Source organism: Bradyrhizobium sp. GW821-FHT13H05 (genome assembly GCF_058804065.1).
This window is the reverse complement of sequence record NZ_JBXAPO010000002.1, coordinates 85,051-104,722: the sequence shown is the minus strand read 5'-3', so window position 1 is coordinate 104,722 and position 19,672 is coordinate 85,051. Positions and strand designations below refer to the sequence as shown.

Below are 19,672 nucleotides of genomic sequence, written 5' to 3'. Positions count from 1 at the left end.
GATCCGACCTCTCCCCGCAGGCGGGGAGAGGTGAAACATCACGCCTTGCTCAGGCCTGCTGCCTTCATCGCTTCGCCCATCTGGGCATCGCCCTTGTCCATGAAGCCGGCAAAGTAGCCAGCATCGCCCCACACCGTGCCGAAGCCGCGATTGCTCATGAAATCCTTGAACTCGGCGGAGTCGAAGACCTTCTTCAGCGCGGCAGTGAGTTTCGTTGCGATCTCGGGCGGCAGGTTCTTCGGCGCGCCGATGCCGCGCCAGGCGCCGGTCGCGTAGTCGATGCCCATCGCCTCCTTCAGCGTCGGCACGTCCTTGAAGATCGGGTTGCGCGCCGGTGCCATGATGGCGAGGCTCCTGGCCTTGCCGGCCTCGATGATGGCGCGCGCTTCCGGCACCGAGCACGTCGTGAGGTCGAGGCCGCCGGCGGCGAGATCCTGCATCGCGGGTGCGGCGCCGTTCGACGGCACCCAGGCCACCTGGTTGGCGGGCAGGCCCATCGCCTGCATCCAGCCGACCAGCGCCAGATGCCAGATGCCGCCCTGGCCGGTGCCCGACGCCTTGAACTTGCCGGGCGGCGCCGCCTTGATCGCCTCGGCGAGCTCCTTGACCGTCTTGTAGGGCGAGGATGAGGAGACCTGGATGCCCGGCGGATCCTCGTTCATCAGCGCCAGCGGGGTGTAGCTCCGCGGCGTCAGCTCGGTGAGACCCTGCCAGTGCATCATCGAGATCTCGACCGTGAGCATGCCGATGGTGTAGCCGTCCGGCTGGGCGGTTGCGATCGCGCTATGGCCGACCACGCCGGAGCCGCCGGTGCGGTTCACCACGTTGAAGGGCTGGCCGAGATCCTTTTCCAGCAGGGCTGCGACAATGCGCGCAGTCGCATCGGTGCCGCCGCCGGCGCCCCAGGGCACGATCACGGTGACTGGGCGCGCCGGATAGGCCTGCGCGCGTGCGGGTGTGAGACCGAATGCGGCGGATGCGGCAATCACAGCGGAAGAAGCCGCAAAGCTGCGGCGCGAAATCTTGGACATCAATGCCTCCCAGCGGCGCCCGTGACACCGGGCGCTCTTGTCAATGGCGGCATTCTAGTCGGCTTTGTGAGCTCGCTGCAAGGTAGCGCTACCAGCGCGCTGTGAGCAACATGTCGCTGCTCAAATGGTGATCACTGCTCTTCCGCATCGCCCTTCGGTCGAGCGCCGCCGAAGATGCGCGTGCCTTCCGCAGTGAGGAAAGGCTTCAGCGTCTCCCACGGCACGAATGCGACATATTCGCCTTCGGCGTAAGGGCCGACCGCATAAGGCGGATAGTGGAATGTGAGGCCGGAGCTCTTGCCGGTTTCAGTCGACGGCGAAAGCGTCACCGCGCCGATCTTGAGCAGGCTCGGCTCCACGCTCTTGAACCATTCGTCGGTCGCGGTCTCGCTGGTGTCACGCTTCTTCTTCTCAGCCTTGAGCGAGGCGATGACAGCTTTCACCATCGACTTGATGGTGGGGCCGCTATCGGCGGTCTCGGCGAAGAACGGGCGGATCGAGATGCGCTTGTTCGAAGTCTTGTCCCACAGGATCGTGTTCACGTCCGAGTTCGGATGAGCACCATGGGTGTCCATGTAGTCGTTGCGCAGCACGCTGGCATAGCGGTCTGCGACGACAGAGCGGATCGCATATTTACGTTCAAAGTCCCAACCGCCGTCCTTGAAGAACTGCGGATCCTGCTTGCGCGATGCGGCGGCGTCCGCTGCATTCTTGTCGAGCCACTTCTTGCCCTCGGCGAGGCAGTCGGCTGCCAACGCCGCATCGGCCTTGATCCTGTCGTCGAGGAAGATTCGCGCCTCGATGCTCTTGGTCTTGACGACGGCGTCGGGCTTTGGGTCCGCGGCGAGGGCGGGGATCACGCAGGTTGCGCCAAGCGCCACGGCGACGCTCAAACCGATCATGAACTTCAAGGGGAGTGGTCCTTACGTGAGCGTCAGAATATCTCGAGGATGTCGTCTGCGATCTGCTGCGCAGAGTGGGGGGAGGCGGAGCGCCGGACTGTTGCCTGCGCCTGCAAGCCGGTCGCGTCCTCGATGATCTGCTCGACGTCGATCAGGTTGAGCAGCGAGAAAGAGGCTTTCGGTTCGACCTCGACGAGGACATCGATGTCGCTGTCCGGGCGATAGTCGTTGCCGGCCCGCGAGCCGAGGATGGCGAGCTTCGAGACGCCCTTGCCTTTGATGGCACCAGCATTCTTGCGTATCGCAGCGATGACCTCATCACGTGTCATGGACACAACCTGGCCGGTGACGCGGCCAGCGTACCATCTACTCCGCCGCCTCGCTATGCCCGAGCCGCGCATTCAGCTTGCGGATCAGCTCCTCGGCGGCGTCCGCGATCACCGTGCCCGGCGGGAAGATCGCCTCGGCGCCGGCGGCGTAGAGCGCATCATAATCCTGCGGCGGCACCACGCCGCCGACGATGATCATGATGTCGTCGCGGCCCTGCTTCTTCAGGGCGGCCTTCAGCTCCGGCACGGCGGTGAGATGGGCGGCGGCGAGCGAGGAGACGCCGAGGATGTGGACGTCGTTCTCGACCGCCTGCCGCGCGGCCTCGTCGGCAGTTGCAAACAGCGGCCCGATGTCGACGTCGAAGCCGATATCGGCAAACGCAGACGCGATCACCTTCTGGCCGCGGTCGTGACCGTCCTGGCCGATCTTGGCGACCAGGATGCGCGGGCGGCGGCCTTCCGCCTCCTCGAAGGCGTCGATCAGCGCCTGAACCTTCTCGACCCGGTTACCCATGCTGGACGCCTCCCGCTTGTAGACGCCGGTGATGGACTTGATTTCGGCGCGGTGGCGGCCGAACACCTTCTCCATCGCGTCAGAGATTTCGCCAACGGTCGCCTTGGCGCGCGCCGCGTCGATGGCGAGCGCCAAGAGATTGCCGTTGCCTTCGCCGGCCGAGCGCGTCAGCGCGGCGAGCGCGGCATCGACGTCCTTCTGGTTGCGCTCGGATTTGAGCCGCGTCAGCTTGTCGATCTGCAAGCGCCGGACATTGGTGTTGTCGACCTTGAGGATGTCGATCGGGGCTTCGTCTGTCGGCTTGTACTTGTTGACGCCGATCACCGCCTGCTTGCCGGCATCGATCCGGGCCTGGGTCTTGGCGGAAGCTTCCTCGATGCGCAGCTTGGGCACGCCGGCCTCGATGGCCTTGGCCATGCCGCCGAGCTCCTCGACCTCCTGAATGTGGCTCCAGGCCTTCGCCGCGAGGTCGCGCGTCAGCCGCTCGACATAATAGGAGCCGCCCCAGGGATCGATGATGCGCGTGGTGCCGCTCTCCTGCTGGAGGAACAGCTGGGTATTGCGGGCGATGCGGGCCGAGAAATCGGTCGGCAGCGCCAAGGCTTCGTCGAGCGCGTTGGTGTGCAACGACTGGGTGTGGCCTTGCGTTGCCGCCATCGCCTCGACTGTCGTGCGCATCACGTTGTTGAAGACGTCCTGCGCGGTCAGCGACCAGCCCGAGGTCTGGCAATGCGTGCGCAGCGACAGCGAGCGCGGATCCCTGGGGTTGAACGGCTTCAGCAGCTTCGCCCAGAGCAGGCGCGCGGCGCGCATCTTGGCGACTTCCATGAAGAAGTTCATGCCGATCGCCCAGAAGAACGACAGCCGCGGCGCGAAGCGGTCGACGTCGAGACCGGCGGCAAGGCCGGCACGCAGATATTCGACGCCGTCGGCGAGCGTATAAGCGAGCTCGAGATCCTGCGTCGCGCCGGCCTCCTGCATGTGATAGCCGGAGATCGAGATCGAATTGTACTTCGGCATCTTTTGCGAGGTGTACGCGAAGATGTCCGAGATGATCCGCATCGAGGGCGCGGGCGGATAGATGTAGGTGTTGCGCACCATGAACTCTTTCAGAATGTCGTTCTGAATGGTGCCCGAGAGCTTTTCCGGCGCGACGCCCTGTTCGCCGGCGGCGGCGACGTAGAGCGCGAGGATCGGCAGCACCGCGCCGTTCATGGTCATGGACACGCTCATCTGGTCGAGCGGAATCCCCGCGAACAGCGTGCGCATGTCGTAGATGGAATCGATGGCCACGCCGGCCATGCCGACGTCGCCGCCGACGCGCGGATGATCCGAGTCATAGCCGCGATGGGTGGCGAGATCGAAGGCGACCGAGAGGCCCTTTTGCCCGGCCGCAAGATTGCGGCGGTAGAACGCGTTGGAATCCTCCGCCGTGGAGAAGCCGGCATATTGCCTGACGGTCCAGGGCTGGTTGACATACATGGTCGGGTAGGGGCCGCGCAGATAGGGCGCGATGCCCGGATAGGTCTCGAGGAAATCGAGCCCGGCCAGATCGGCCTCGCCATAGGCTGATTTCACCAGGATGCCCTCGGGCGTCAGCCACGGCTCGGCGCTGCCGGCTGGTGCGGTGGTGGCGATGCGCTCGAAGGCGACATCGGCAAAATTAGGAATGCGGCTCATGGCTTCAACCATATCATAGGCGTTTAATCATGATCCGGATGCTGATGGCTGACGATGGTCGCCATCTTCTCCGGTCCGTAATTCTGTTGCGTGGTCTGGCTCGGCAGGTTGGAAATGCCGACCACCCAGCCGAGGCGGGACTCCGTTCCGTATTGCCGCGTCGGCACCAGCCGGTCGGGGCGGTCGAAGGCGCCGGTCATGATCTCGATGCGGTCGCCGTCAATGCGGCCGAAACTCAAGGGCGTGCCGCAGGCGGCGCAATAGCCGCGATCGGCGATCGTGGAGGAGCGGAAGAACGACGGCTGTCCCTTGGTCCAGGCAAAATCCGTCCGGTTGATGTCGGCGAAGGAGGCGAACGGCGCGCCGCTCGCCTTCTGGCACATCCGGCAGTGGCAGATCGAGATCTTGTTCGGGGCTGCCGTCAGCGCAAAGCGCACCTCGCCGCATTGGCAGCCGCCGGTGAGAACGGGTTTGCTGGCGTCCGTCATGCCTGCTCCATCCGAAGGTAGGCCTCTTGCAACGTCGCAAGCGCATCGCCCCCGGCGAAAACAAAACCCGTGACGCCGGCGGCACGCAGTGCCGCTTCGGCCTCGGCCGGGCGGCCTGCCAGATAGATAAGCCTGCTGCCTGCGGTTTGCAGGGCCTGTGCCGCGGCTTCGGCGTGTTCCGCATAGACCTTGTCGCTGGAACAAAGGCAGGCAAGCTCGGCGCCCGAAGCCTTGAACGAGGCCGCCAGCTTGGCCGGATCGGCAAAACCCTCGCTGTCGACGGCCTGGATGCCGCCGGCCTCGAAGAAGCTTTTTGCAAACGTCGCGCGCGCCGTGAAATCGGCGGGCGCGCCGAGATTGGCCAGAAACACTTTTGGCCGCGCGCCGCGCGCCTTCAGCGCCGCGTCGGATTTGTCGCGCAGCGCCTCGAATGGCTGCGCCAGCCGGATCGGCGGCAGCGCATCGAACTTGTACTTTTGTTCGCCGTAAGGCGCGAGCGCGACGGGCGTTGCCTTCAGCACTGCCGTCTCGCGCTCATGCAGGTTCGGAAACTCGCTTGCGCCGGTCAGCACGTCGCGGCGCTTTGCGATGTTGGCGTCACGCGCTTTTCGCGCGGCCGCGACCTTGCTCTGGAACAGGCCCTGTTGAAGCGCGGCAAAGGCGCCGCCAGCTGTCTCGCTCTCCTGGAACAGCACCCAGGCGGCGTCGCAGAGCTGCGCGGTCAGTGTCTCGATGCCGCCGGCGCCGGCCGCGGGATCGCTGACCTTGGCGAGGTTGCTTTCTTCCAGCAAAAGAAGCTGCGTGTTGCGCGCCACGCGCCGCGCGAACGGATCGGGCAGGCCAAGCGCCAGCGTATGCGGCAGCACGGTGATGGCATTGGCGCCCGCAAGGCCCGCCGCGAACGTCGCCATGGTCGCGCGCAGCATGTTCACATAGGGGTCGCGCTGCGTCAGCATCCGCCAGGCCGTATCGGCGGCAATGAACAGCGGCTTTGGCGTCAGCCCGCACGCGGTCTCGATGCGCGCCCATAACAGCCGCAGCGCGCGAAATTTGGCCATGGTCAGGAACTGGTCGGCATCGGCAGAGAGCCGCGCATAGACCATGTCCTGCGCGGCTTCCAGCGGAACGCCGGCGCCTTCGATCGCGCGAAGATAGGCGACGCCGCAAGCGAGCACGAAGGCAAGCTCCTGCACCTCGGAGCCTCCGGCATCGTGGATCACGCGCCCGTCGGCGGACGCGAACGGTCCCTTGAAGCCGAGCGCGGCGAGGCCCTTGATGGCGCCGGTGACGGCGGGAGCGATCTCCTCCCAGGTATAAGGGCTGTGGCCCCACACCGCGCCGGCCGCGAGCGGATCGAGGCCGAAGCGGATGTTGCAGGCCGCGGGGGCGAGGCCCTTGCTCTTCACATATTCCGCGACATGGATCGCGGCCATCCGCGATTGCGGACCGATCTGGAGCTCGATGCCGATGCCGGCGTCGAGATGGACATCCTTCAGGACCTTTGCGACCGCATCGGCCGTCGGTTCCAGGCCGAAACCATGGGCGCCGTTGCCACCGGCGAACACCAGCGAAAGCCCCGTTGCGCCGTTCTCCAGATCGGTCAGCGCCTGCGCATTCGCGGCCACAGCGTCGGGATGATCGACCCGCTGCATGATCTGCCACGGCGTGGCTGCAGCCCGTCCGACCACGGGCGCGACGCCCTTGGCGCGCGGATAGAGCGGGTCGATCTTGAGTCCGTCATAGGTCTTGCCGACCAGCTTCTCGAACGGCGCGCCCTTGAGCACGCCATCGACCAGCTTGCGCCAGTCTTCGATGGTCGCCTTGGGAAAATCGGCCGCCAGCGGCAGGTCGTCAGTCACGGAGGTCATACGGCCAAGGGCTCCCAAAATCTTGTTATTCGCAGGCGAAATTGCCACGGCGGGCCGCCCCTGCAAACGGTTGTTTTTGGTTAACCGGTATCCGGAAGCCGCTCAATGCCTTGCGTCGAGACGCTGGCGAGCCCGTCGCGCACACGAATGCCTGCGATCACCCGGTCCGGCGCGATCTCGGCCAGCGGTACCAGCACGAAAGCGCGCTCGAACAGGCGCGGATGCGGCAGGGTCAGGTCGGGCTTCTGGAATGACACATCGTCATAGGCGATCATGTCGAGATCGAGCGTTCGCGGCCCCCATTGCCGATCCTTGTCCCTGATACGGCCGAATTTCTGCTCGACCTTCTGCATCACGAACAACAGCGCATGCGGATCGAGGTCGGTCTCGATCTCGACGCAGGCATTGATGAAGGGATCCTGGTCCTCGTCGCCCCAGGGCGGCGTCGCGTAATCCGAGGAGCGTGCGATCATGGCGGCCTGCGCCATGCCGCAGATGTGCGAGATCGCCTTGCGGAATGTCGCGCGGACATCGCCGACATTGCCGCCGAGGGCGATGAGCACGCTCGCCATATCAGGGGTGCCGCGAGCGCGTCAGCATGATGCCGACGTCGTCGAAGATCGCGGCGATGGGCGCATGCGGCTTGTGCACGGTGATCTTCACCGCGCGGATGCGCGGGAAGTGCGACAGGATGGCATCGGCGACCGCGCCGGCCGCGCGCTCCAGCAGCTTGTAATTGGTGTTCTTGAACGCCGCCGTCGTGGTCGCCACGACCTCGGCGTAGGATACCGTATCGGCGAGCTTGTCGGAGCGTGAAGGCTCCGACAGGTCGGTATAGAGTTCGAGGTCGATGACAAAACGCTGGCCGACTTCGGTCTCGTGATCCATCACGCCGTGGCGAGCATGGATCGACAGGCCGGTGACGAAGATCGTATCGGTCATTGCGTGTTCTCTGGCTTGCTCTCGATTGCGTGGGCGACCCGCAGGGCCTGCAAGGTCTCGGCGACGTCATGGGTCCGGATGATCTTCGCGCCCTTCTGCGCGGCGATCAGATGCGCGGCGATCGAGCCGGCGAGCCGCCCCGATGGCTCGGATGGCGACACCGAGGCGATGAAGCGTTTTCGCGAGGCACCGACCAGGATCGGCAGGCCGAACATTTCGAGCTCGCCAAGCCGCGCCAGTGCAATCATGCTCTGCTCGGCCGTCTTGCCGAAACCGATGCCGGGATCGAGCACGATTTTTTCGCGCGCGATGCCGGCCTTGGCGGCGATGTCGAGCGAGCGCATGAAGAACGCCTTCATGTCCACGACGATGTCGATGGCGGGATCGACGCTGTCGCGGTTGTGCATGACGATGACAGGCGCGCGCTTCGCGGCGACCAGCGGCGCCATCGCGGCGTCGCGCTGCAGGCCCCAGACATCGTTGGCGATCGCCACGCCCTGGTCGAGCGCGAAGGCGACCACTTCGGCCTTCATGCTGTCGATCGACACCGGTACGCCGAGCGCAACGAGGCCTGCCAGCACCGGCTTCAGCCGGGCGAGCTCGTCCGCCGCCGTCACGGCCTTGGCGCCGGTGTAGGGTCGGGTGGATTCGGCGCCGATGTCGATGATGTCGACGCCGGCCTCGATCATCGCCCGCGCCCGCTTCAGAGCCTCCTCGGGGGCGATGAATTTTCCGCCGTCGGAGAAGGAGTCCGGGGTGACGTTGAGCACGCCCATCACCGCCGGGATCGGTCGTTCCAGCAGCGTCCGCAGCACGTCGGTCCCGGCCGAGACTGCCGGCGGGACGGATGGAGAGGGCGAGGCATTCATGCGGCCCGCTTTAGCGGTCGGGGAGGGGGGATTCAAGCCGGGATTGGCGGCAACACGCGCCGCTCCGATGCGCTCCGGGGTCCATGAGGGAGCGATGCTCCTGCCCAGACTCCGGCGTTGCGAGCGCAGCGAAGCAATCCAGGCTGCCTCTGCGGAGAGACTCTGGATTGCTTCGCTGCGCTCGCAATGACGACCTGGAAGGGGCGGTACTCTATCTGCCCAGTTTCGTCCTCGCCCTAATACGTAATCTTCGGCGGCAGCTTCTTGGCCTTGGCGATGATGTCGCCGACCGATTTCTCGGACGGAAGGATGCGGACGAGCTTCTTCTTCTCGTTGGCGTCCCGCATGCTCTGGGCGAGCCTTGCCGGATTCCGATAGGCGAGCTCGCGCACGGTGGTGACGCCGGCGGCGCGGACCAGGCCGACCTTGGCGCGGCCCATCCCGGGGATGCGCATGTAGTCGGAAACGTTGGCCCATTCCAGCAGCTGCTGCTCGCTGATGCCGGTCTTGGCGGAGAGCGTCTTGCGGCCCTTTACGGTCGAGGCCGCCTCGAGCAGCGCGTCGGTGGTGCGGATTCCCTGCGCCTTCAACTTGTTGGCGGCAAAGGCCGACAGGCCCTCAATCTCGGAAATGGGATATGTCATGATACTCGATATGAAATGCGCAGGCTTCAGGCGAATTGGCTGAGGCCCGGTGTCCCCGCGATGATCTTGCCCATCTGATCCGCTCCGATTTTGTCTCGGCCGAAGCGGAAAAGTTCACGGGCAATCGTCTGAATGTCGGACATGCCAAGACCCAGGCTCATCAGGCGCGTGCCGACCGCCATCAGGCCGCCGCCCATCAGCCGCGACAGTCCGCCGCCGCTCTTGGACGCCTCGATGGCTGCTTCTGCACCTGGGATCTGGTCGATCAGGGCCTGGACGCTGTCGGAGGGACCCTCGTTGCGGAGGAAGCCCAGGATAATGCCGACGGTCTTTTCCGCGACAGCATTATCTATGCTGGCGTTCGACGCCAGCCGTCCGATCAGCTCGTCCATATGGCCTGCCCCTCAGCCGGTTCACATGCCGGAGTATTGTTTTCGAAAATGATCTTGAGCCGGTGTGATGTGAAATACAAGCTATGAACGGAGGCGAACATGCGATTCATCTTCGAACGCGCGAAAAGTGTTGCAGCGATGCAAGAGCGGAGATGGAATCAGCGAAGAATTGCCGCGGTGCGAACGTCTCGTTCCTACTTTCGGCTGATGTCGTCCGCATGTTTCCGACAATGTCGCATGCTCAGGGCGCGTTGAACGGTTTTAATCGGCGCGCAACATGCGTTAAACTACGGAACTGGTGCATTCGAGTTTCAATACGCGAAACACGGCAGAGAGATCAGAGAGAATAATGACGGCACAGGACAGCAAGCTCGGCGACACCGACGACAAGATCTTCGTCGGCAAGGGAGACGAGCAGGCATGGCTGACACTGGCGCTCGCCAATCGCCATGGCCTCGTCACCGGTGCAACCGGAACCGGCAAGACGGTGACGCTGCAAGTCATGGCAGAAGGATTTGCGCGCGCCGGCGTTCCGGTCTTCGCGGCCGACATCAAGGGCGACCTCTCCGGCATCTCCGAGGTCGGTGAAGCCAAAGACTTCATCGTCAAGCGCGCCTCCGAGATGGGGCTGACGTTCCAGCCCGACCAGTTCTCTACGGTATTTTGGGATGTTTTCGGCGAGCAGGGCCATCCGGTGCGGGCGACGGTCACCGAAATGGGGCCGCTGCTGCTGGCGCGCATGCTCGACCTGAACGATGTGCAGGAAGGCGTGCTTAACGTCGCCTTCCGCGTCGCCGACGACGCCGGGCTGACCCTCATCGATATGAAGGATCTGCGCGCGCTGCTCGACGCCATCGTGCCGGATGCCGGCAAGAAGGGGACGGATGCCGAGGACGGCCCGCTTGCCGACATCAAGAAAGCGGCGCAGGGCTTTGGCAACGTCACCAAGGCCACCGTCGGCACCATCCAGCGCCAGCTCCTGGTGCTGGAGAACCAGGGCGCTACCAAATTCTTCGGCGAGCCGGCGCTGACGCTGAAGGATTTCATGAAGACCGACCGCGACGGCCGCGGCATGGTCAACATCCTCGTCGCCGACAAGCTGATGCAGAGCCCGCGGCTTTACGCGACCTTCCTGTTGTGGATGCTGTCGGAGCTGTTCGAGGAGCTGCCCGAGGCCGGCGATCTGCCCAAGCCGAAGCTGGTGTTCTTCTTCGACGAGGCGCACCTGTTGTTCAACGACGCGCCGAAGGCGCTGATGGACAAGATCGAGCAGGTGGTCCGCCTGATCCGGTCCAAGGGGGTCGGCGTCTACTTCGTGACGCAAAACCCGATCGACGTTCCGGACCGCGTACTCGGGCAGATGGGCAACCGGGTGCAGCACGCGTTGCGCGCGTTCACTCCGCGCGACCAGAAGGCGGTCGCCGCTGCAGCCCAGACCTTCCGGCCCAACCCCAAGCTCGATACCGCCAAGGTGATCATGGAGCTCGGCAAGGGCGAGGCGCTGGTGTCCTTCCTCGAAGGCAACGGCACGCCGGCGATGGTCGAGCGTGTCATGATCCGGCCGCCATCGGCCCGGATCGGACCGATCACGCCGGAAGAGCGCAAGGCGATCATGGATGCGAGCCCGGTGAAGGGCAAATACGACACCGCCGTCGACGCCGAGTCCGCCTACGAGATGATCCAGAAGCGCATCGCCGGCACGGCTGCGACGGCCCCCGCCGAAGAGTCCGGTGGAGGCGGCGGCATCCTCGGCCAGATCGGATCGATCGTCGGCACCATCTTCGGCACCAACGTCAAGCGCGGCCGGCTGTCGGCCGGCCAGGTCATCGCGCGCGACGTGACGCGATCGGTCACCAACCAGGTGATCGGGGGAATGGCCGCCAATCTCGGCAAGTCCGTCGGCGGCCAGCTCGGCGGCTCGATCGGCCGCACGCTGGTCCGCGGCGCGCTCGGCGGATTGCTGCGAAGGTAGGCAGCCAAGCTCGGATTGAGGCAGTCCCTGTCGGCTTGCTTGACCTCGGCCTTCATCTCGAAGGATGGCCGCGGGGAAACTGCCCATCACGACCACCACAATTTCAGGTGAGGGGGACTCTCCAAGCGTCCGCCGGTCTGCTACGTGCTACATGTTGCCGACTGGACATAATGTGACATCACCGAATCTATCAGACAAACCGGGCGCATTCCGAACCCTCTCGCTGCGTGCGCCGCTCGATCTGCTCTTCCTGTTCTGCTGCTTGATCCTGACCGCGGATGTCATCGGTCCGGAGATATTCGGCAATGGCAAGACCAAGGACTATTCGCTTTGGTATTGGGCCGGGCAGCAAGTGCTGCAAGGCGGATCGCTCTATCCGAGCGCGCTCAATCACCAGTTCGAATTCATCTATCCGCCGCTGCCCGCGATATTGCTGGCGATCCCGAGCTGGTTCGGCAAGCTCACGCTCTACATCGTCCTGTCGATCCTGAACGTGGCGGCATGGTGGTACACGGGGATGCTGTCCAATGCCATGACGGGATCGGGCCGCAAGGCCGGTCCCTGGCTGGAAGCGCTGCCTGCCTTCGTCACCGTGACCTTCGTGTTCGATCAATTCGATCTCGGCCAGCCGAACCTGGTCCTGCTGGCTATGATGCTGTGGGGGTTCTGGTGCTTGCAGCGTCAGCGATCCTCGCTCGCGGGCCTCATGTTCGCGCTCGCCACCGCCATCAAGGTGTTTCCAATCGCGGTGCTGCCGTATCTGGTCTGGCGGCGGCAATGGACTGCCGTCGTCGCGACAGTCGCCTTCACCGGCATCCTTCTTTATATCGCGCCGGCCCCGATCCGCGGCTTCGAGCGCAACGCGGCCGAGCTCAAGACCTGGTACCAGGGCATGGTGGGATCGAGCTCGGAGAAAGGCTTCGGGCAGCGCGACGAGCAGAACTGGTCGTGGGTCAATCAGTCCCTCATTGCCGTCACGCACCGCCTGGTCCGCCCGATCAACTACAATCAGGAGGACCCCAACAAGCCGCCGCGCACGATGAATATCATCGACGTCGACTACAAGACGGCGAACTGGATCGTGCTGGCGGTGTCGGCACTGCTCGGGCTCGGCTTCGTCGCGGTCATGCCGCCACAGCGGCGGCGAACGGCGCGCTCGGATGCCGAGGAGCTCGGCATCCTGTTCTGCCTGATGACGGTGGCCTCGCCGCTCGCGCGGCAATACTATTTCATATGGCTGTTCTTCCCGATGACGGTGCTGATGCATCGCGCCGCCTTCGATGAGCGGGCGAATGTGCGGCTGGGAACCTGGCTCGCGCTGGGCGCCGCCGGAATTCTCATGCTGCTGGCGCTGCCGTGGTTTCCCAATGTCATCCAGGCCTGGGGCAATAACCTGGTTGCGACCGCAGTCCTGGCAGGTAGCCTCGCATGGCACATCCGCCACCCGCCGGTTGCGGCTGGCTCCGGCGCCGCCGCAGCGGTAAAACCCGGTACGTCTTGAGACTCAAAAGTCAGGAATCCGACCATGGCCAATGCGCAGCTTCAATCCGTGCTCGATCACATCGACAAGGATTTTGACAACAGCCTGGAGCGACTGTTCTCGCTGTTGCGGATCAAATCGATCTCAGCGGATCCGGCCTTTGCCGCCGACTGCAAGGCGGCGGCCGAGCATCTCGCCAAGGATATCGCGAGCCTCGGCGTCGCCACCGAGGTGAGGCCGACCGCCGGCCATCCCGCCATTGTCGGCAAGACCAAGGCGGGCGGACGGCCGCATGTGATCTTCTACGGCCATTACGACGTGCAGCCGGTCGATCCGCTCGATCTCTGGCACCGTCCGCCGTTCGAGCCTGTCGTGACCGACCACGCCGACGGCCGCAAGATCATCGTCGCGCGCGGCGCCGAGGACGACAAGGGCCAGGTGATGACCTTCGTCGAGGCCTGCCGCGCCTGGAAGAAGGTCACGGGCTCGCTGCCGATCGACGTCACCTTCCTGATCGAGGGCGAAGAAGAAGTCGGCTCGAAGAATTTCGTGCCGTTCATCGAGGCCAACAAGGACGAGTTCAGGGCGGATTACGTGCTGGTTTGCGATACCGGCATGTGGGACCGCAACACGCCGGCGATCACGACCTCGCTGCGCGGTCTGCTCTATGAAGAGCTGAAGATCACCGCCGCCAATCGCGATTTGCATTCCGGCGTGTTCGGCGGCAGCGCGATGAACCCGATCCGGGTGCTGACCAAAATTCTCGGCGGGCTGTTCGATGACGACAACCGCATCACCATCCCCGGCTTCTATGACGGGGTGAAAGATACGCCGCCTGATATCCTCGAACAGTGGAAAAAGCTCGGCTTCACGCCGGATTTCTTCCTCAAGCCGATCGGGCTGTCGATCCCGGCGGGCGAGAAGGGGCGGCTCCTGATCGAGCAGGCCTCGACGCGTCCGACCTGCGATGTCAACGGCATCTGGGGCGGCTATATCGGCGAGGGCTCCAAGACGGTGATCCCGTCGCATGCCTCGGCAAAGGTCTCGTTCCGCCTGGTCGAAGGGCAGGATCCCGCGAAGATACGCAAGGCGTTCCGTGAGTATGTGACGGCGCGGCTTCCTGATGACTGCAAGGTCGAGTTCGGCGACCATTCCGCCGGGCCCGCCATCGCGCTCGACTGGAACATGAAGCCGCTCGCTGCCGCCAAGCAGGCGCTGACGGAAGAGTGGGGCAAGGAGACCGTGCTGATGGGCTCGGGCGCCTCGATCCCGATCGTCGCCGACTTCAAGCGCACGCTCGGCCTCGACTCGCTGCTGGTCGGCTTTGGATTGGACGACGACAACATCCACTCGCCGAACGAGAAGTACGACCTGCGCAGCTTCCAGAAGGGCATCCGTTCGTGGGCCCGCATCCTCGCCGCGCTGGCGGACGTGAAGTAGGCCGGCGCTCCATCCTCGTCATTGCGAGCGTAGCGAAGCAATCCAGAAAGCCCTCCGCGGAAGCAGTCTGGATTGCTTTGTCGCTTCGCTCCTCGCAATGACGAGCGGGCCAAAATAAAAACGCCGCCCGGAATTGGGCGGCGTTTCATTCCGTGACGTGCAGAGGGTGTTGGCGACTACCCTACACGAAATCCGCCAAATCTCAAGACCGGTAGCCCGGCAGCTCGCGGTCGAGCTTGCGCAGCAGCGGCGGCCACACCAGGTTGGTCGCGCGCAGCTCGGCACGGTCGCGGTTGGCGAGCAGCTCGGTGTTCTTGTCGATCGCGATATCGTCCACCGGATAGACCGGCGTGCCCAGCGCGCGCGTGCGCACCTGCATCGAGCAGGCGCGCTCGAGGTGATACATGCGCTCGAAGGCGGAGGCGACCGAGCGGCCGACCGTCAGCGTGCCGTGATTGCGCAGCAGCATGTGGTTGTGGTCGCCGAGGTCCTTCTGCAGCCGCGGCCGCTCGTCGTGGTCGAGCGCGATGCCTTCATAGTCGTGATAGGCGAGGTCGTGGGTGACGAGCTGGGCGGTCTGGTTCAGCGGCAGCAGGCCTTCGGCGCTGCTCGACACCGCGGTGCCGTCGAGGGTGTGGAGATGCAGCACGCAGATCGCGTCCTCACGCACCTCGTGGATCGCCGAATGGATGGTGAAGCCGGCCGGGTTGATGCTGTATTCGCTCTCGGAGAGCTGGTTGCCGTGCAAATCGACCTTGACGAGGCTGGAGGCCGTGATCTCGTCGAACATCAGCCCGTAGGGATTGATGAGGAAGTGGTGCTCGGGGCCGGGCACGCGCGCGGAGATGTGGGTGTCGACCAGATCGTCCCAGCCGTACAGCGAGACGAGGCGGTAACAGGCGGCGAGATTGACCCGTTGCTGCCACTCGGCCTCCGTCATGTTCGACGGCACTTCCTTCAGGCGCGCTTCCGCTGGTGACATGGCTGATCTCTCCGAACCTCGTTGTTGCGGAGAGGGAGCCTAGTCTTGGTCGGGGTTGACGGCAAGGCGCCCGCAAAGCGCGGCAGTTCAGCGTAGCCCGCATAGAGCGCAGCGAAACGCGGGGAGTCGTGTGGCCCCGGATTGCGCTTCGCTCCATCCGGGCTACAGTTCAGGAGAAGAATTTTACGGTGCCGGGATCGACAGCAGGCTGGAAATGCTGCTGCCGCGGATGTCGTAGACGCGGGCGAACACGACGTCGTCGCGCTTGATCTCGACCATGACAGGCGCGGTGAGGCCCTTGCAGTAGAACTCGCCGAGGGTCATGGCGAAATCGGCCGCGTTGGAATCCCAGCCGATGGTGAAGTCGGGCCCGAGCGCGACCTGCGCCGGACGCTGCGGACCGCACACCGCGACCTTCCACTTGCGATTGCGTGGCGGCACTTCCTGGCGCTCGACCAGCTGCTCGCGGAGTTCGTCGGAGGCCTGCTTCAGTGCGAGGCCCCAATAGTCCAGCATGAAGCGGTCGTCGGCGCCGCGCACGGTGCCGGCGATGTGGTTGAAATGGGTGTATTGATAGGGATGCAGCCGGATCATCTCGGCGAGCGAGAGCGCAAGGCCGAAGCAGAAGGTGGCGAGCACGACCGGCTGCCAGGTGCGGTGATTGGCGCGCAGCCGCTCCATGGTCCAGGCGAAGGCGACGCCGCCGAGCACCGCCATCGGCGGGATCACGAAGACGAAATGGCGGATGCCGTTGTAGAGTGCCGGACGCTTCACCATCGCGATCGCGAGCGGCAACGTCGCGGCGAGCGTCAGCATCAGCAGGATGGTCTTGCGGCGGGCCGGAACCTCGCGGCGCGGCAACAGCGCGAAGGTGCCGATCACGGCGCCGACCATCAGCACCAGCATCACCTCGGACAGCTGAAGCGCGAACAGCGTCGGCAGATAGGACCAGGGCATGTCGGGCACGGACACGATCGCGCCGTCGAACATTTCCTTCCAGGGTTTTTCGAAGAAGTGCGAGAAGTAGGTCAGCGCCTCGAAGGGATTGCCGGGCTCCATGATCGACCACGGCCAGATCAGGCCCATCACGAGATAGCCGAGCGCAAGGCCCGGCAGCAGCACATAGACCACATGGGCAAAGCGGCGGACCGACTCGCGCAGGCCTTCGGTGCGCAGCTCCTCCAGGAACAGCGGCATGAATCCGATCACGGCGTAGACCAGCGAAAGACCGCCGAGAATGCGCGTGCCGAGCGAGAGGCCGGCGCCCAGGCCGACGATCAGGATGGTGCGGGGTGACGGCTGCGGATATTCCTCGGCGAGCCGGACCAGGCCCAGCATCAGGATGATCATGGCCACGGCGAAGGGCGCGTCCTTCGGGTTCATGAACATGTGGCCGTAGAAGATCGGGCAGAGTGCGAGCAGCAGGAGCGCGGCAAGACCGGCAAGCGGCCCGCCGATGCGGCGGCCGAGCCGCCACGTCACCGCAAGTCCGACTACGCCGACGATCGCGCCGACCAGACGTCGCGTCTCGAACAGCTCGAGCGGAATGACCTTGTGCAGGAGAGCGGCGACCATGTCGAAGCCGCCGCCATACATGTAGAGGTTGGCAAAGGAGAGCGCTGCGGTGTCCCGGAAACCGGAACCGTACATGCGCAGCAACAAATCGGCATATTCAGCGTGGGTGTAATCGTCCCAGCCGAGCCCGTAGTCGCGGAAGGTCAAGCCTGCAATCACGGCGACCGCAGCCAGCACCAGCATGGCGAGATCGTCGCAAGTCCGTTCGACCGAGCGCCGCAGAGGCGTGTCGATCGCCGAAGTCGTGATGGATGTCATGGCTATTGGTGACCCGGAATCCCCTCTTGGCCCTGCTGGTGCGCGCGGGCCACTTCCCCGGAATCCCTATAGCGCAGTTCCATTACCAAGTAATTGGGCATTATGGCTAAATTCCTGATGCGACGCAGCAAATCCTTGCAACTGGGAGCAGACTAGCAGTAGCGATCCGTAGCTGAAGGGAATGTGAATAAGTCCCTGATTTCCTTCCTTTAAGGAACGCTGCCCACAATTGGCCGTTGGCGTGGAACACAGTATGACGGTATCGTGGCTTAGAGGTAGAGGATGTCGCGTGTAGATGCGCGGCTTGGGGTGGGTTCGATGACGTTGGCATTGTTGATCGCGGGCATCGTCGCCGCCGTGGCGGGCCTCCTTGCGGTCGCTTTTGGCTTTACCGTCAGGGAATTCAGCCTCGGCAGTACCCTCATAATCTCCGGCACGATCGGCGTCTGCTCCGGAATGTTACTGACAGGTCTCTACGTCGTGGTCGTGGAGTTGAAGGGCATCGCCCGCCGGTTGGCCGGATCAGCTGCATCGTCCGAGGTCAGGGTCAGGCCCGTGCTGCCGGGTCTGGCGGTAACCGGCGCTCCTGCGCCCGAGCCTGCTGCGGTGATGCGGGCCGAGCCGATGGCCCCGCCGTCGTCCGCCGCGCCGCCGCCATGGCAAGGCGAACTGCCGGGGCGGGAGCGATCGCGGGTCGAGCCGCCGCCCGCGCTGGAGCCGGAACCGCCGACCCCACCCGCAGCTCCGGAATCGCCGCGCCGGCGCAACCTGCTGTTCGCCTCGACCTCGCGCAAGGAACGCGAGCGCGCGGAGGCAAAGACCGGCGACGGATCCCCGCAGCCGCATACGGAAGCCCCGGCACCCAGCGCCCAGGATACGCCGCCGGCGAGCTTCGATGACGCCTGGCCGCGGCCGGATCGGATGCGCACCCCTGAGCTGCCGGCCGCCTCACGCCGCCCGCCACCACGTTCGCCCTCCACCTTTACCGAGGCCGCTCCGCCGCCACCACCACCGCCAGCACCCGAGCCGGAGACGGAGCTGGCGGTCGAGCAGCCGCCGGTGACCGTGCTCAAATCCGGCATCGTCGACGGCATGGCCTATTCGCTCTATTCCGACGGCTCGATCGAAGCGCAGATGCCGGAAGGCATGATGCGCTTTGCCTCGATCGACGAGCTGCGCGCCCATCTCGACCAGCGCGGCGGCTGACGCCCGTTGCACCCACGTCAAGCGCCGCCGTTCTTGTCACCTCAGCAGTCATCAGCGCATATTCGTCAGTCCTGTATTTGGCCGAACGTATTGTTGACACGGAATACTTTGGCGTCGTCTCTCCGGTGAGACGCAAGGTGGAGAAAGGTCGGGCCCATGTCGGATGCCGGGGCTAAGAATTTCATCGAGCTGACGGCGAGCATCGTGTCGGCCTATGTCGGCAACAACCCGACGCCGGCCGCCGAGATTCCGAACCTGATCAGCCAGGTGCACGGCGCGCTGGTGCGCGTCTCGTCAGGGCGCAGCGAGACCGTGCCGCTCGAGCCGGCAAAGCCTGCTGTGTCGCTGAAGAAGTCGATCGCGCCGGACTATCTGGTGTGCCTCGAAGACGGCAAGCGTTTCAAGTCGCTGAAGCGCCATCTGCGCACCCAGTACAACATGACGCCGGAGCAATATCGCGAGAAATGGGGCCTGCCCGCCGACTATCCCATGGTCGCGCCGAACTACGCGGTGGCGCGCTCGCAACTGGCCAAGCAGATGGGATTGGGCCAGCAGCAGCGGAAGCGGAAGTAGTCCAATCCGAGATCTCTTGCCGATCACACGCAAGTGGTGGGCACGCTGCGCTTTGCCCACCCTGCGGCACCTTGTGCGTGGTTCGGGACGTGCGCTCGCTACGACGCTTCCGCCAGCGCCTCTTTCGCATCGGTCTTGATGCGCTCGACCATCGAGCGCAGGCCATTGGAGCGCTGCGGCGTCAAATGGTCGCGAAAGCCGAACTCGTCGAACACGGCAATCGCGTCGGTATCGAGAATCTCCTGCGGCGTGCGGCCCGAATAGAGCGCGAGCACGATCGCGACCAGCCCGCGCACGATATGCGCGTCGCTGTCGCCGCGGTATTTCAGGATCGGCGCGCCGCCATCGCGATTGACCAGCTTCTGCAGCCAGACCTGGCTGACGCAGCCGTTCACCTTGTTGGCCGCGGAATGCTCGGCCTCGGGCATCGGTTCCAGTGTGCGGCCGAGCTCGATGACGTACCGGTAGCGGTCGTCCCACTCGTCCAGAAGCTCGAAATTGTCCCTGATTTCGTCGATCGTCGTCAT

Annotated in this window: 19 protein-coding genes; 5 read left to right on the top strand and 14 right to left on the bottom strand. The window is 64.6% G+C overall.

What is annotated here, in order from left to right:
- Positions 1-38: 38 nt before the first annotated feature.
- The 11 genes from AC1RR3_RS05055 to AC1RR3_RS05005 form a co-directional block, all read right to left on the bottom strand.
- A complete protein-coding gene (locus tag AC1RR3_RS05055; RefSeq protein WP_492819995.1) occupies positions 39-1,031 on the bottom strand; it encodes a tripartite tricarboxylate transporter substrate binding protein in 993 nt (330 codons plus the stop codon).
- A 131-nt stretch (positions 1,032-1,162) separates the two neighbouring features.
- A complete protein-coding gene (locus tag AC1RR3_RS05050; RefSeq protein WP_492821401.1) occupies positions 1,163-1,933 on the bottom strand; it encodes an RsiV family protein in 771 nt (256 codons plus the stop codon).
- 32 nt (positions 1,934-1,965) lie between these two features.
- Positions 1,966-2,262, bottom strand: a complete 297-nt coding sequence (locus AC1RR3_RS05045; protein ID WP_492819993.1) for a nucleotidyltransferase family protein — start codon at positions 2,260-2,262, stop codon at positions 1,966-1,968.
- 37 nt (positions 2,263-2,299) lie between these two features.
- The gene (gene scpA / locus AC1RR3_RS05040; protein ID WP_492819991.1) at positions 2,300-4,456 is read right to left on the bottom strand and encodes a methylmalonyl-CoA mutase; all 2,157 of its coding nucleotides are present in this window, start codon (positions 4,454-4,456) and stop codon (positions 2,300-2,302) included.
- 23 nt (positions 4,457-4,479) lie between these two features.
- Positions 4,480-4,944, bottom strand: a complete 465-nt coding sequence (locus AC1RR3_RS05035) for a GFA family protein (RefSeq protein WP_492819989.1) — start codon at positions 4,942-4,944, stop codon at positions 4,480-4,482.
- Positions 4,941-6,812 carry a methylmalonyl-CoA mutase family protein gene (locus AC1RR3_RS05030; protein ID WP_492819987.1) on the bottom strand — a complete coding sequence of 624 codons (1,872 nt, stop codon included), beginning with the start codon at positions 6,810-6,812 and terminating at the stop codon, positions 4,941-4,943. Before AC1RR3_RS05030 ends, AC1RR3_RS05035 begins: the two co-directional genes overlap by 4 nt.
- Before the next feature lie 80 nt (positions 6,813-6,892).
- The gene (folK, locus tag AC1RR3_RS05025; RefSeq protein ID WP_492819985.1) at positions 6,893-7,384 is read right to left on the bottom strand and encodes a 2-amino-4-hydroxy-6-hydroxymethyldihydropteridine diphosphokinase; all 492 of its coding nucleotides are present in this window, start codon (positions 7,382-7,384) and stop codon (positions 6,893-6,895) included.
- A 1-nt stretch (position 7,385) separates the two neighbouring features.
- Positions 7,386-7,754: a dihydroneopterin aldolase gene (folB, locus tag AC1RR3_RS05020; protein ID WP_166098614.1), complete on the bottom strand. Its 369-nt coding sequence runs from the start codon at positions 7,752-7,754 to the stop codon at positions 7,386-7,388.
- Complete coding sequence (folP, locus tag AC1RR3_RS05015) at positions 7,751-8,623, bottom strand: dihydropteroate synthase (protein WP_492819982.1); 873 nt, start codon at positions 8,621-8,623, stop codon at positions 7,751-7,753. The genes folB and folP overlap by 4 nt, the downstream gene beginning before the upstream one ends.
- 236 nt (positions 8,624-8,859) lie before the next feature.
- Positions 8,860-9,267, bottom strand: a complete 408-nt coding sequence (locus AC1RR3_RS05010) for a DUF4332 domain-containing protein (protein ID WP_492819980.1) — start codon at positions 9,265-9,267, stop codon at positions 8,860-8,862.
- Positions 9,268-9,293: 26 nt separating this feature from the next.
- Positions 9,294-9,659 (bottom strand): DUF2267 domain-containing protein, encoded by a 366-nt coding sequence (locus AC1RR3_RS05005; RefSeq protein WP_492819978.1) that lies wholly within the window; start codon positions 9,657-9,659, stop codon positions 9,294-9,296.
- A gap of 349 nt (positions 9,660-10,008) precedes the next feature.
- Between AC1RR3_RS05005 and AC1RR3_RS05000 the strand changes: the two genes are divergently transcribed.
- The 3 genes from AC1RR3_RS05000 to AC1RR3_RS04990 all read left to right on the top strand — a co-directional run bounded on the left by AC1RR3_RS05000 (position 10,009) and on the right by AC1RR3_RS04990 (position 14,551).
- Positions 10,009-11,631: a helicase HerA-like domain-containing protein gene (locus AC1RR3_RS05000; protein ID WP_492819976.1), complete on the top strand. Its 1,623-nt coding sequence runs from the start codon at positions 10,009-10,011 to the stop codon at positions 11,629-11,631.
- Between the two features lie 151 nt (positions 11,632-11,782).
- Positions 11,783-13,132 (top strand): glycosyltransferase family 87 protein, encoded by a 1,350-nt coding sequence (locus AC1RR3_RS04995; RefSeq protein WP_492819974.1) that lies wholly within the window; start codon positions 11,783-11,785, stop codon positions 13,130-13,132.
- Positions 13,133-13,156: 24 nt separating this feature from the next.
- A complete protein-coding gene (locus AC1RR3_RS04990; RefSeq protein WP_492819972.1) occupies positions 13,157-14,551 on the top strand; it encodes a M20/M25/M40 family metallo-hydrolase in 1,395 nt (464 codons plus the stop codon).
- Between the two features lie 202 nt (positions 14,552-14,753).
- On the opposite strand, the gene AC1RR3_RS04985 is transcribed toward AC1RR3_RS04990, so the two are convergent.
- Entirely contained in the window at positions 14,754-15,533 is a 780-nt protein-coding gene (locus tag AC1RR3_RS04985; RefSeq protein WP_492819970.1) for a class II aldolase/adducin family protein, read from the bottom strand.
- Positions 15,534-15,716: 183 nt separating this feature from the next.
- On the bottom strand, positions 15,717-17,366 hold the full coding sequence (locus AC1RR3_RS04980; RefSeq protein ID WP_492819968.1) for a glycosyltransferase family 39 protein: 1,650 nt from the start codon (positions 17,364-17,366) through the stop codon (positions 15,717-15,719).
- Between the two features lie 318 nt (positions 17,367-17,684).
- Here AC1RR3_RS04980 and AC1RR3_RS04975 point away from each other — a divergent pair, with 318 nt between their 5' ends.
- Positions 17,685-18,572 carry a DUF308 domain-containing protein gene (locus AC1RR3_RS04975; RefSeq protein ID WP_492819966.1) on the top strand — a complete coding sequence of 296 codons (888 nt, stop codon included), beginning with the start codon at positions 17,685-17,687 and terminating at the stop codon, positions 18,570-18,572.
- Between the two features lie 156 nt (positions 18,573-18,728).
- A complete protein-coding gene (locus tag AC1RR3_RS04970) occupies positions 18,729-19,145 on the top strand; it encodes a Ros/MucR family transcriptional regulator (protein WP_492819964.1) in 417 nt (138 codons plus the stop codon).
- A 98-nt stretch (positions 19,146-19,243) separates the two neighbouring features.
- Here AC1RR3_RS04970 and AC1RR3_RS04965 read toward each other — a convergent pair whose 3' ends face one another.
- The gene (locus AC1RR3_RS04965) at positions 19,244-19,672 is read right to left on the bottom strand and encodes a SufE family protein (protein WP_492819962.1); all 429 of its coding nucleotides are present in this window, start codon (positions 19,670-19,672) and stop codon (positions 19,244-19,246) included.